At 62.0% G+C, this 11,919-nt stretch carries 14 protein-coding genes; 6 read left to right on the top strand and 8 right to left on the bottom strand.

Annotation, left to right across the window (positions count from 1 at the left end; genetic code table 11):
• Nucleotides 1-5 precede the first annotated feature (5 nt).
• From NKI24_RS12745 to NKI24_RS12770, 6 genes are all read left to right on the top strand, one after another.
• Complete coding sequence (locus NKI24_RS12745; RefSeq protein WP_352745667.1) at nucleotides 6-911, top strand: DMT family transporter; 906 nt, start codon at nucleotides 6-8, stop codon at nucleotides 909-911.
• Between the two features lie 146 nt (nucleotides 912-1,057).
• Nucleotides 1,058-1,777, top strand: coding sequence for a FadR/GntR family transcriptional regulator (locus NKI24_RS12750; protein WP_352452148.1), 720 nt, complete (start codon nucleotides 1,058-1,060; stop codon nucleotides 1,775-1,777).
• A 51-nt stretch (nucleotides 1,778-1,828) separates the two neighbouring features.
• Nucleotides 1,829-2,803: a sialic acid TRAP transporter substrate-binding protein SiaP gene (locus NKI24_RS12755; RefSeq protein WP_502901450.1), complete on the top strand. Its 975-nt coding sequence runs from the start codon at nucleotides 1,829-1,831 to the stop codon at nucleotides 2,801-2,803.
• A gap of 138 nt (nucleotides 2,804-2,941) precedes the next feature.
• Nucleotides 2,942-3,514, top strand: coding sequence for a TRAP transporter small permease (locus NKI24_RS12760; protein WP_352745671.1), 573 nt, complete (start codon nucleotides 2,942-2,944; stop codon nucleotides 3,512-3,514).
• A gap of 3 nt (nucleotides 3,515-3,517) precedes the next feature.
• The gene (locus tag NKI24_RS12765; RefSeq protein WP_352452150.1) at nucleotides 3,518-4,924 is read left to right on the top strand and encodes a TRAP transporter large permease; all 1,407 of its coding nucleotides are present in this window, start codon (nucleotides 3,518-3,520) and stop codon (nucleotides 4,922-4,924) included.
• Nucleotides 4,921-5,970 (top strand): L-idonate 5-dehydrogenase, encoded by a 1,050-nt coding sequence (locus tag NKI24_RS12770; RefSeq protein WP_352745674.1) that lies wholly within the window; start codon nucleotides 4,921-4,923, stop codon nucleotides 5,968-5,970. Before NKI24_RS12765 ends, NKI24_RS12770 begins: the two co-directional genes overlap by 4 nt.
• Before the next feature lie 188 nt (nucleotides 5,971-6,158).
• Here the strand turns inward: NKI24_RS12770 and NKI24_RS12775 are convergent, their stop codons facing one another.
• The 8 genes from NKI24_RS12775 to NKI24_RS12810 form a co-directional block, all read right to left on the bottom strand.
• Entirely contained in the window at nucleotides 6,159-6,467 is a 309-nt protein-coding gene (locus tag NKI24_RS12775) for a type II toxin-antitoxin system RelE/ParE family toxin (RefSeq protein ID WP_352745677.1), read from the bottom strand.
• Nucleotides 6,464-6,724: a CopG family ribbon-helix-helix protein gene (locus tag NKI24_RS12780; RefSeq protein WP_352452153.1), complete on the bottom strand. Its 261-nt coding sequence runs from the start codon at nucleotides 6,722-6,724 to the stop codon at nucleotides 6,464-6,466. The genes NKI24_RS12775 and NKI24_RS12780 overlap by 4 nt, the downstream gene beginning before the upstream one ends.
• 448 nt (nucleotides 6,725-7,172) lie before the next feature.
• Complete coding sequence (locus NKI24_RS12785) at nucleotides 7,173-8,915, bottom strand: relaxase/mobilization nuclease domain-containing protein (RefSeq protein ID WP_352745679.1); 1,743 nt, start codon at nucleotides 8,913-8,915, stop codon at nucleotides 7,173-7,175.
• Between the two features lie 243 nt (nucleotides 8,916-9,158).
• A complete protein-coding gene (locus NKI24_RS12790; RefSeq protein WP_352452155.1) occupies nucleotides 9,159-9,947 on the bottom strand; it encodes a lytic transglycosylase domain-containing protein in 789 nt (262 codons plus the stop codon).
• A 262-nt stretch (nucleotides 9,948-10,209) separates the two neighbouring features.
• On the bottom strand, nucleotides 10,210-10,536 hold the full coding sequence (locus tag NKI24_RS12795) for a DUF736 domain-containing protein (RefSeq protein ID WP_023674284.1): 327 nt from the start codon (nucleotides 10,534-10,536) through the stop codon (nucleotides 10,210-10,212).
• A 60-nt stretch (nucleotides 10,537-10,596) separates the two neighbouring features.
• Entirely contained in the window at nucleotides 10,597-11,148 is a 552-nt protein-coding gene (locus NKI24_RS12800; protein ID WP_352745683.1) for a S26 family signal peptidase, read from the bottom strand.
• The gene (locus tag NKI24_RS12805) at nucleotides 11,145-11,576 is read right to left on the bottom strand and encodes a replication initiator protein A (protein ID WP_352745685.1); all 432 of its coding nucleotides are present in this window, start codon (nucleotides 11,574-11,576) and stop codon (nucleotides 11,145-11,147) included. The genes NKI24_RS12800 and NKI24_RS12805 overlap by 4 nt, the downstream gene beginning before the upstream one ends.
• Nucleotides 11,577-11,593: 17 nt before the next feature.
• Nucleotides 11,594-11,884 (bottom strand): helix-turn-helix transcriptional regulator, encoded by a 291-nt coding sequence (locus NKI24_RS12810; RefSeq protein ID WP_023674287.1) that lies wholly within the window; start codon nucleotides 11,882-11,884, stop codon nucleotides 11,594-11,596.
• Nucleotides 11,885-11,919 lie beyond the last annotated feature (35 nt).

The following is an 11,919-nucleotide window of genomic DNA, read 5'->3' on the forward strand; positions in this document are numbered from 1 at the left end:
TGCGCATGCCGTCGCGCGACCGCCCCTTCGAACCCGTCGACTACGGGCTTTACGCGCTGACGGTCATTGCCTGGAGCGCATCGTGGTTCGCGATCGAGCTTCAGGTCGGCAGCGGCGTGTCGAACGAGGTCAATCTGGTTTGGCGCTTCGCCATCGCCACGCTGCTGATGTTTGCCTGGGCAGGTTTTTCCGGCCGGCGTCTCCGCTTTTCGATCACCGATCATCTGCGCTTTGCAGTGCTCGGCATCCTCATCTTCTCGTCGAACTTCCTGTTTTTCTATTATGGCGCCGGCTATCTCGTCAGCGGCTTGCTCTCGGTCGTCTTCTCGCTCGCCTCGGTAATCAACATGCTGCTCGGTGCCTTGGTCATCGGCGAGCGCCCGGCGCCGCGCATTCTCGCCGGCGGCCTCATCGGCTTCGCCGGAATAGCGCTGATGTTCTTTCCCGAAATCGCCGCCAACGGGCTTTCCGGCGGCACGTTGGTGGGCCTTCTTCTGTGCCTCTGCGGCACGCTGAGCTTCTGCGCCGGCAATCTCGTCTCCGTCGCAAACCAGCGCCGCGGCCTGCCGCTCGTTTCAACGAGCGCCTGGGGCATGCTTTATGGCACTCTGTGGTCGACGTTCCTGGCCTTCCTGCTTGGTGAGCCGTTCGTGTTCGCGACGACGGCCTCTTATATCGGCTCGCTGGTCTTCCTCGCCGTCATATCGACCGTCGTGGCTTTCGCCGCCTACCTGACGCTGCTCGGACGCATTGGCGGCGCCCGCGCCGGCTATGCGACCGTCATATTTCCCGTCTTTGCGCTTTTGATCTCCACGGCGCTGGAAGGCTATGCCTGGACTGCGTACGCGATCATCGGGCTCGTCCTCGTCGCCGCCGGGAACGTCCTGGTCATTCGCGGAGGACGGCGCTGACGCATGGAATGCTTGCGCAATGCCGCCGCGTTCCGGTTGTGCGGGCCGCGGTTCTATCGAGCTTGACTCTCCGCATGCTCTGTCTAAGCTGCGGTCAATGGGTCAGACCAATGTACCAGGGTGGCCCGGGAGGGAACTAAACGCGCATGCCGATCCAGGCCGTTGAACCACGCCGGCTTTACCGACAGGTCGCCGATCAGCTCAGGCAGCTGATCGATGCCGGCGAGTTTTCCGTCGGCGACCGCCTGCCAACCGAGCGGGATCTGGCCGATCAGCTCGGAATTTCCCGCCCGACAGTCCGTGAAGCGCTGATAGCGCTGGAGGTCGAAGGCCGCATACGCATCCGCGTCGGCTCGGGTATCTACGTCACCGATCCGCCGAGCGCCGCCGCCTCCGAACCCGAAGTCGAGGAAGGCCCGTTCGAGCTGTTGCGCGCGCGCGAATTCGTCGAAGGCGCGATCGCCGCCGAAGCGGCCCTCCATGTCCGGCCTGCAGATATCGAACGGCTCGACGACGTGCTGCGCCGGATGGAGGCCATGCGCCACCCCAACAAGATGACCATTGCGCTCGACCGGGAATTCCACACCGCTGTCGCCGGCATTCTCGAGAACGCGGTGCTGGTGCGCTTCATCGGCGAGCTTTTCGACCAGCGCATGAACCCGTACTTCGAACGCCTGTCGATCTATTTCGAGACCAGCGATTCCTGGCAGGTCGCGGCAAAGGAACATCGTGCCGTGCGCGATGCAATTGCCGCGCGCGACCCCGAGCGGGCCAAGGCCGCCATGCAGCAGCATCTGCGCCAGTCGCAAATCAGATTCTCACGCAATTTCGATGAGAGAGCCGCAGCCAAGGAGGTTGCGGAATAGCAGTTGGCCGGGGGGAGATCCGGCCGTCAAGTTCAACCAGGGAGGAATTAGATGCTGAGAAAATACGCAGTTCTGCTCGGTGCGATCGCCGCAATTGCCATACCCATGGCGTCGGCCTCGGCGGAAACGGTCCTGAAATGGGCACATGTCTACGAGACGACGGAGCCCTTCCACACCGAATCCGTGTGGGCTGCCGACGAGATCAAGAAGCGCACCCAGGGCCGCTACGCCATCGACGTCTATCCGGCCTCGCAGCTTGGCAAGGAAGCAGACATCAACCAGGGCCTGATGCTCGGCACCGTCGATATCATCATTTCCGGATCGAGCTTCGCGGCGCGCGAATATCCACCGATCGGCGTCACCTATTTCCCATACACTTTCCGCGATGCCGACCATCTGCTGAAATACACCAAGAGCGACGTCTACAAGGCCCTGACCAAGGGCTATGAGGACAAGACCGGCAATCATATCGTCGCCACCACCTATTACGGGACGCGGCAGACCACCTCGAACCGTCCGATCGCCAAATGCTCCGACATGCAGGGCCTGAAGATGCGCGTTCCCGACGTGCCCGCCTATCTGGCCATGCCGCGTGCCTGCGGCGCCAACACCGCGCCGATCGCCTTCGCTGAGGTCTACCTGGCCCTGCAGAACGGCACGGTCGAGGCCGAGGAGAACCCGCTGACCACCATCGAGGCGAAGAAATTCTACGAGGTGCAGAAGAACATCGTGCTGACTGGCCATATCGTCGATCATCTCAACACCATCATATCGGCGTCGCGCTGGGCCTCGCTTTCCGACGAGGACAAGAAGATCTTCACCGAGGTGATGCAGGAGGCCGCCGCCCGCGCCACGGCGAAGATCGTCGCCCGCGAAAAGGAACTGGTGCAGGTATTCAAGGACCGCGGCATCACCGTAACCGATGTCGACCGTGCCGACTTCGAGAAGAATGTGCTGGAGAAGGTCACCTTCGAGGAGTTCGGCTACAACAAGGCCGATTGGGAAGCGATCCGCGCCATCAAGTAGGGCATCGGGAAATCGGATGCTCAACCAAGAGAATAGGGCGGCAATCGGATTCGCCACTTGCCCATCCGTCCGGCTTCAAATTGCGCCGGACGGCCTTTCCAATCCTTGACGACCCACCAGCTTCGGGAGCCCGCGCCAATGGCCGAGGAACACCACACCGAGATCACCGTCGAAGAGATCGCGCACGCCTTCGAGGAGGTGCCGGTCGACGTCGACCTGTCGGACCACGGTATCGAGGATTGGGTCACGCTTGCCGTGTTCTGGGGCATGGTCGTCTGTGTCTTCCTGCAGTTCTTCACCCGCTATGCGCTGAACAACAGCTTTGCCTGGACCGAGGAGATCGCCATCAACGCGCTTGTCGTCGTTGTCTTTCTCGGTGCCGCCATGTGCGTGCGCCTTTCGCGCCATATCCATGTCGACGTGCTTTACCACTATCTGCCGGAGCGTGTCGGCCGCTGGCTGGCGCTCGCCGTCGATATTGTCCGCATCGCATTCTTCGCCTACGGAACATGGCTGATGTGGCGCTACGTCACGATCGTGGCGCATGAGCGCATGGTCACCGTCAACCTGCCGCGGCGCTGGTTCTTCTACGCCGTACTGGCCGGGTTCGTGCTGATGCTTCTGCGCTCGATCCAGGTCTTCATCGGCAATTACCGGCGCGGCTATTCGGTGCTCGAGCGTCCTGGTGCGTTCGAGACGGCGGGGGTCTGAGCGATGCTGCTTCTGGTCGGGGGCTTTCTTGTCCTGATGCTCATCGGCGTGCCGGTCGCCGTTTCGATGGCGGCCGCGTCGATCCTATACCTCGTCATCTACGGCGTCGCGCCCGATATCATCGCGGCCCAGCGCATGATCGCCGGGGTGGAGAGCTTTCCACTGCTCGCCGTGCCCTTCTTCATTCTGGCCGGCAACCTCATGAACATCGCCGGCGTCACCGGGCGCATCTATTCCTTTGCCCTTGCCCTGGTCGGCTGGATGAAGGGCGGCCTGGCGCAGGTCAACATCATCGGATCGGTGATCTTTTCCGGCATGTCGGGCACCGCGCTCGCCGACGCCGCCGGTATCGGCACCATCGAGATCAAGGCGATGAAGGACCACGGCTATCCCATCGACGCCGCGGTTGGCGTCACCGCCGCTTCCGCCACGCTCGGGCCGATCTTTCCGCCCTCGCTGCCCTTCGTCATCTACGGCATGATGGCCAATGTCTCGATCGGTGCCCTGTTCATGGCCGGCATCCTGCCCGGCGTGGTCATGACAGTGCTGATGATGATTACGGTTGCCATCTTTGCCTACAGTCGCGGCTGGGGTTCCGACACGCCTTTCGAGCTTCGGCGGCTGGCCGAAGCGGCGGGCGAGGTGCTGGTGGTGGCTGCCTTTCCGATTGGCTGTTACGTGCTTGTGCAGCTTGGCCTGTCGATCAACATCGCGGTCGGCATCGCGCTGCTGGTGCTGATCGCGGCGGACTGGTATTTCGATTTCTCCGCGGTCATGGCGCTGATGACGCCGGTCATCCTGATTGGCGGCATGACGATGGGCTGGTTCACGCCGACCGAGGCGGCGATGGCGGCCGTGATCTGGTCGCTTTTCCTCGGGCTAGTGCGCTACCGCACGATGACGCTGCGTTTGCTTGCCAAGGCCAGCTTCGACACGATCGAAACGACCGCCTCGGTGCTGTTCATCGTTACCGCCGCATCGATCTTCGCCTGGCTGCTCACCGTCAGCCAGGCAGCACAGCTGTTTTCGAACTTCATTTTCGCGCTCACCGAAAACAAGTGGGTCTTCCTGATCCTGGTCAACATCCTGATGCTGGTGGTCGGCTGCTTCCTCGATACGATCGCCGCGATCACCATTCTGGTGCCGATCCTGCTGCCGGTCGCCGCCGTCTACGGCATCAACCCGGTGCATTTCGGTCTGATCATGACGCTCAACCTGATGATTGGGCTTTTGCACCCGCCGCTCGGCATGGTGCTCTTTGTGCTGTCGCGCGTCGCCAAACTCTCGGTCGAACGCACCACCATGGCGATCCTGCCGTGGCTGGTGCCGCTTATCGTGGCGCTGCTTCTGATCACCTTCATACCCGCCATCACGCTTTGGCTGCCGACCGAGATGGGCTTGATCCGGTGAGCGGCCAGGTGATTGCCGCGACGCTGTTCGGCCCGCAGGACCTGCGCGTCGTGGAGCGTCCGCTTGAACCGCTGGCACCAGGTATGGTGCGGGTGCGCTTTGGGGCAGGGGGCATCTGCGGCTCCGACCTGCATTATTTCCGCCATGCCCGTACCGGCGACTTCGTCGTCACTTCGCCGCTTGTCCTCGGCCACGAAATCTCAGGCGAAATCGTCGAGATCAACGGCGCCGCGCCCGGTCTGGGCGTCGGCGACCACGTCGCGGTCAATCCGTCGCGCTGGTGCGGGCATTGCGCGCGATGCCTGGAAGGCCGCGCCAATCTCTGCGAAAACATCTATTTCATGGGTTCGGCATCGAAGACGCCGCATATGCAGGGCGGCTTCGCCAGCCTGTTCGACGCCACGCCCGCGCAATGTTTCAAGGTTCCATTTGATGTGGCCTACCAGGCGGCCGCACTTGCCGAGCCGCTGGCGGTCAGCCTGCACGCCATCGCGCGGGCGGGCGACATCAGGGGCCGCAACGTCATCCTGTTCGGTGCCGGCCCCATCGGTCTCTTGGCCATGCTCGCGGCCAGGCTTGCCGGCTGCGCTGAGCTTACGGTCGCCGATATCGCCGCCGCTCCGCTCGCCTTCGCCCGCCGGCTTGGCGCCGACAGGACGATCGACCTTTCCAGCGGCGACGCCGAGCTCCAGGCGCTTGCTGCCGGCGGTTCGCTTGATGTGGCGTTCGAGATTTCAGGCACTGCCGCCGGCCTTGCCGCGGCGATCGCCAGTGTCCGGCGCGGCGGCACGGTGGTCCAGGTCGGCAATCTTCCCGGTGGCCAGATCCCGCTGCCTGCCAATGCGGTGATGGCCAAGGAGATCGACCTCAAAGGCACCTTCCGCTTCGGCACGGAGTTCGGCCGGGCGGTCGATCTCATCGTTTCGGGGGAGGTGGATGTCCTCAAGCTGGTGACGGCGGAACGCACGCTTTCCGCCGCCCCAGACGCGTTCCGTCTTGCCGCCGACCGTTCACAGAGTGTCAAGGTCGTGCTGACCGCCGAGTGAATCGTGGTTTTGCCAGATCGTTAGTAGCCATAACTCATTGCGAACGGACGAAACTCAGAACGTGCTCGACGTATATGCTCCCACCCAGGTCTCCGGTTAAACTCGGGAGCAATACCCGGCAGCTTGCTGTCAAAATTGTTGGCAGCAAATCCGCTCGCGATTAAAGCCCCTTCGTCGCGAGATTTCGCTCAGTTCGGCCATTCCTCGTCCTGCCAACCGCGCGCTGCGTGGATCCCCCGCAAAATTGAAATGCTTTCCCGGCCGCCCTTGGCGGTCACGGCATAAGCGATGATGTAGGGCAGGCGACTCACAGGCTTTTCATAGGTGCCGGATACACGGCCGGGTCGCCCGGTTGCCATTTCCCCAAGCGCGGCCCCTGCGTCCAGAATCCGGTCTGCTACCAGGCGCGCAGCGCGCGGATTATCCTGCGAGATATAGGCGATCTGTTCCTTGATGTCGTCCAGCTCACCGCGAGACCACTGAACGGCTCGCGTCACACCTTGCGGCCCGTGCCGGCATCAATCGCAGCATAAATTTCTGCCATAGCCTTATCATGAGACACGATGCGCCCAGCTTCGACATCAGCAAGGCCGCGCTTGATACCTTCAATGATTTCAAGCTCGCGATCGACATACGCTGCGACGGCTTCACCTGCGAGGAACGACTTGCTACGCCGGGTGTCGGTTGCGATCCGGTCGAGCTTTTCCTTTACATCGGGACTGACGCGAATTGTCATAGTGGTGCTAGCGGCCATAGCGGTGTCCTGTGTTGATCTGTGTACACCTTAGCACAGAGCGCCGCGCTGGTCCATTATCCCTTGACCGCCGAGCCGACGATCGAATCCACGAAGAAGCGCTGCAGGAAGGCGAAGAGCATCAATGGCGGCAGCACGGCGAGCGTGGCGCCGGCCATGACAAGTCCTGTATTGAGGGCGCCTCTGTTGTAGCTGAGCAGGCGGCTGAGGCTAATGACGATCGGATAATCCTCTGCATTGCCCTGCAAAACTGTCAGCGGCCACAGATAGCTGTTCCAATGATAGACGAAGGCAAACAGCGCCAGTGCCGCGATCGCGGGCGCCAGACTGAATCGAGGATGCGCAAAGTCCCTGTTTTTTGCCAGGCAATCGGCACTTCACTGTGCGGGTACAAATAGAATGTGCGACCGTGCTGGCTTCCCAGCATCAGAGCATACGCCTGTAACCTTCATAGCCCGATGCCGCGCTTCTTTCCCAGGTTCCAATCCACGCCCCCCGTATCCGAGCACACGACCCCGATGACTTGATTACCCAATCGCTTTTCGAGCGACGGCGACCAGGGCACGAGCTTGAATTCGAGCCCATTGTCGATCATCGCGAGCCGGCCTGAAGCCAGCGAGAAACGCCGCCGGTAAATCCCAGCCACATGATCGCCGTTGGCAGCCTTCGTGAATGAGAGGCCCGTCTCGGCGGCGAGGCGGGCACCGAGCGATTCCACCTCATGATCGTGTAGAGTATCGATCAGATTGCGCACAAGAATGACGCGCTGTCCCTCGCGCCTGGCCAGATCGCGGCTGACAAGGTGGTCGACCCGATCTTGCAGTGCCTGTCTTACGTCCCTGCCAAAGCCGCCGTCACCGAATTCGGCAGGCTCGCGTGCAACGAGTTGGCGATCGAGCCAAGTCGCGCCGGAAGCATGGACCTGCTGTTCGATTGAGAGGTCGGAGCGGACCGCGAGCGTGACCCGGCCACCGCCATTTGCACTCGCATCGCGGCACAACTCCACGACCGAGCCCGGGTCGGAGTCTCCGGCCGCATCAGGGTCATGGAAGCGAATGTGGTGCGTGCGTCCATCAATGCCATCGACGATGGCATAGGCCGCGCCGCGCCGTTCGTCATCAAGGCCGCGTTCGAGCAGTCGGCCGATCACGGGCGCATCAATCTTTTCGGCGGCCAGCACATAGTCGGCCGTCCCTTTTTCTAGCCCATGCACAGTGAGGCTGCGGTGCATGCGCTTGATGATGTCGCCGCGTTCACCGAGGGTGCGCAAAGTGGCCTCGGCCTCTTCGACCACCATCCACTGGCCGGGACGGATCTCGTTCGCGAGGCCCAGGCTTTCCAGTTGCCGCAGCCGGCCGACTTTTAGCCCCAGGAACTCGTCGGGCCGGCGATCAGGGTGTGGCGCGAGATCAATGATACCATGACGGTCGGCGTCACGAACAAGCTGGCGATCGAGCTGCGTCCAGCGCTCAGTGTCGACCTGGTGCTCGATGGCCTGGCGGATGTCGAGGTCCGTGCGGAGCCCAAGCGTCTGGGTGAGAATGTCGCTCGCCCGATCGCGCATGCCCTGGCGGATGTAGTCGCGCGAGATGACAAGGCTCTCGCCATCGTCGGCAACGCCGCGAACGAGGATGTGAACGTGCGGATGTTCGGTGTTCCAGTGATCGACGGCTATCCAGTCGAGCTTCGTGCCGAGGTCGCGCTCCATGTCGACCATCAGGTCACAAGCGAAGTTCTTGAGGTCGCCGAGCTCCATTGCATCCTCCGGCGAAACGATGAAACGGAAGTGATGCCGATCATCCTTGCAGCGGTCGCAGAAGGCGTCATGATCTGCATCTTTGGTGTCGGGACCGAACATCCTCGCCTTCTCACCGTCACGTGTAACACCTTCGCGGCGAAGATATTTGAGATGGGTGGCGAGTGGCGCAGACCCTCTGAACTGCCGTACCACACGGGTCTTGACGACGGCGCCGCGTGAGCTGTCAGAGATGAGGCGACTGGCGCGGATGCTCGCTGACCTGCCGCGGCCAAACGTTGAAGCTCGCGGGGAGGTGATCCGACCCTCGCGTGTAAGGTGCCCGCCGGCGCGCTGTGTGGCCGCAAGAGCCTGGAAGATGAAGGGTCGTGCGCGCTGGCCGGCGCGGGAGCGGATGCGACCGGGGCGGACGCGAAAGCTATCGTCACGCTTCATGCTAGACGGCCACGAGGTGCGGTTTCCATTGAAAGACTGAAAAATTGGGAATAGCGCACATCGCTGATTGTGCCAGCACATTGCGAAATGAGACGAAAATCGTAAGGAAAACAATCGGCCGAACCGAGCCGCACCTCGCGGCCCTTTATCCTGCCAGCTCTCTGTTCTCATCCACAGCCAACCCTTCCGCCGCAATTTCCGCGACGGAACAGGCCGGAATGCAATTGAGGAGGAACGTGGCGATCATCGCGATATGGCTAAAGAGGGTTGAGCGAATAGGCCGGAAACAGCGTGGTTCGATTGGAAATCGGTTTCACTCGGCCGTGGCTCGATCGCGGTCAGGTCCGCAACAGGATTGCCCATTGGCGACCCCATTGCGGACGAATGAATCGCCGCAAAGATCGTCTCGCCATAACCATTGCCATCCGATGCAGTGGCGTTCCGAATGTCATGGGGATGCGCAAAGATCGTTGCACGGAGCGAGCTGGCTCTGCCCCTTCCTTGCCGCGCGCGCCGCGGACTGAGAACTGCACCATCGAGCAGCGGCGCGAGTTTCCTGACGTAGTCGACCGTCTCGCGTGGCAGCGGACGGCCGGTTAAGAGATGTTCCGTGTACCGACCAGGACCGGCATTGTAAGCGGCAAGAAAGCCGCTGCGCCCGAAGCTGTCGAGCATTTCGCGAAGATATGCTGCACCTGCAAGAATGTTGTCACGCGGTTGATAGGGATCGTCACCGAGACGGTATTTGATGCGCAGTTCTTCCCACGTCGCCGGCATGATCTGCATCAAGCCCATTGCGCCCTTGCTTGAAAGCGCACGAACATCGCCGACGCTCTCAACATGCATGACGCCGCGCAGCAACCGCTCTGGAATGGCGAAGCGTTTTGACGCTTCTCGAATATGCCGCGACCACGGGCCAGCCGACAAGATCGTCGACTCGGAGTGCGCCGGCCGTTCACCATGAGAGGAAGCCGCTGCACCAGTTTCGGGCGCCACGAAGCCAAGCATGACACATGCGGCAAACGTCGTCATGCCTCTGTGGGCTGCATCCCGCAGACCGCAGAACCGATGCGCCGCCAGCCTGCGACGGTGTTCGCTTCCGTTAAGGGCAGGGGCTCGCCGATCGAACCGGCTTTGCCAAAACTGTGATGAAATCGGCGTCCGCAACCACAAGCAAGTGTCAGGCCCCCTCTGGGCTGCGTCGCGGGCGGTCGGGTCGAAGGGTTTGACCGGCGCGCAATGGATCAAAAGGGTTGCCGAGAAAGATTCGTCGAAGGGCTCCAGAAGCATCTGTTCAGCCTCGCCCGTCGCGCTTCGATGATCGGTTCCAGTGCAGGCTCCAGACGCTGTTCTCTGCATCGGACCGGAACAGCTTGGCGCGGATCGGCTGCGTAAAGGACGGGTCGTCAATTGAGACGGAGAGGTAATCCCCAGCCTTGTCTCCGGCGCGGTCCCAAGCCGCACCGACCGCCATCCCTTCGCAATAGATCAGATGGTCGGGCGCGTTTTCGGTTTTGGATTTCTCGGCAGGCAGAATGGCAATCTTCGCCTCGATTGTTAGCGTGGAGAGATTGCCGAAGAAGCCGTCATCATTGCGCGTGAAGGTTCCGATCTGGGTCATTGCAGTGCAGTGCTCCTTTCATGGGTGTTAGTGCGCGCCGAGCCGAGCCGTCACGGCTCGCTAGCAAGGGGATCGGTTGGTGATATCCAGCACCGGAGTGGTGCGCTCCGTGGTCCAGACGGGAACCGCACGGCCAACGATCGATGAGAGCGGGAGCGGGCCGAAATAGCGGCTGTCAAAACTGTCGGCTGCACCCGGGTTCATAAGGAAGACGTCGGCCTCGGCAATGTCGCGGCAGCCCTGCCAGATGGGCAGGGCTCGACCGCGCCTGTCACGCTCGCGCGCATGTCCATACGTCTTGCCGTTGACGATGATGGTTGTGCCTTGGCGACAGACGGTTGCGCCCCCGAGTGCCAAAATACGCTTCAGGAGCGGCACATTTTTCGGCAGATACCCGCGTCTTGCCATGAAGGCCGCCAATGGCTCGGGCGGCATGATGACGGCGATATTGGCAATACCGATTTTGTCGGCCGGCTGGACGCGATAGAGCCCGACGGGGATGCTCGCCGATGCATTCCAGATGGACAGCGGCGGATGGCTAATCCATGCCGGCGCCGCGGCGAGCACTACGCCGCCAACCATCGTGGCGATGATCTTTGTGCGCTTGCTCATGACCCGATCCCGGGGCGCAGCAGGCAAGTTTTACGACGCTTGGCCGTGTATGGACTCGGCTGCTCGCGTGCGGCTATCCGGCTGTGGACGTGCCGCCGTTTACGCGGCGACATGAAGGTCAGGGTTTGCTGCTGTTTCGCCGCTACCAGGCGGCGCGGTTGCAATCTCCTGGCTTGCGCGTGGATGGTTTGCGACGCAGCCCAGACCAGGATGGCAGCGTTCCAAATCGTTGCCATGCCGTGCACACCTGCCGCCTCAACGCAGGTCGATTCTTCGCGCGCATGAGAGTGGATCGGTGTCAGGTGGCGGGATTTCACCAACAAGACGAGCTGCCACGCCACGACGTCCCGCGTGCCGGGTGGAGGGAAGCCGGATGAGGGGACATGAGGCAGCGCAAATTGCTGCTGAACGGTCTCGCGATACTGCATTTTCGGTGCGCCACAGATCAGGAGCTGCGGTCGCGCCTGCCGACATAGGCGGGCGCGCGGGCTGCATGGGGTTTTGCCGGCGGAACATAGGTCGCGTTGGCATCGCTGGTGGAGGTGCGTGCGCCCAGCTCTATCCAGGCGTGCAGGTCGTTGATGTCGTAGAGAACGCGCCCGCCGACCTTTCGGTATTTTGGGCCGGTGCCGTAGGTCCGGTGCTTTTCGAGTGTGCGGGCGCAGAGCCCGACGATGGGTGCTGCCTCCTTCGTGCGCAAATACTTTTGGGGCGCGTCCGCGGGACCCTTCGACATCGCTCGATCTCCATTCGGTTCTGCTGTCGTCCTGG

The organism is Mesorhizobium sp. M0701 (assembly GCF_040320365.1).
Lineage (GTDB): Bacteria > Pseudomonadota > Alphaproteobacteria > Rhizobiales > Rhizobiaceae > Mesorhizobium.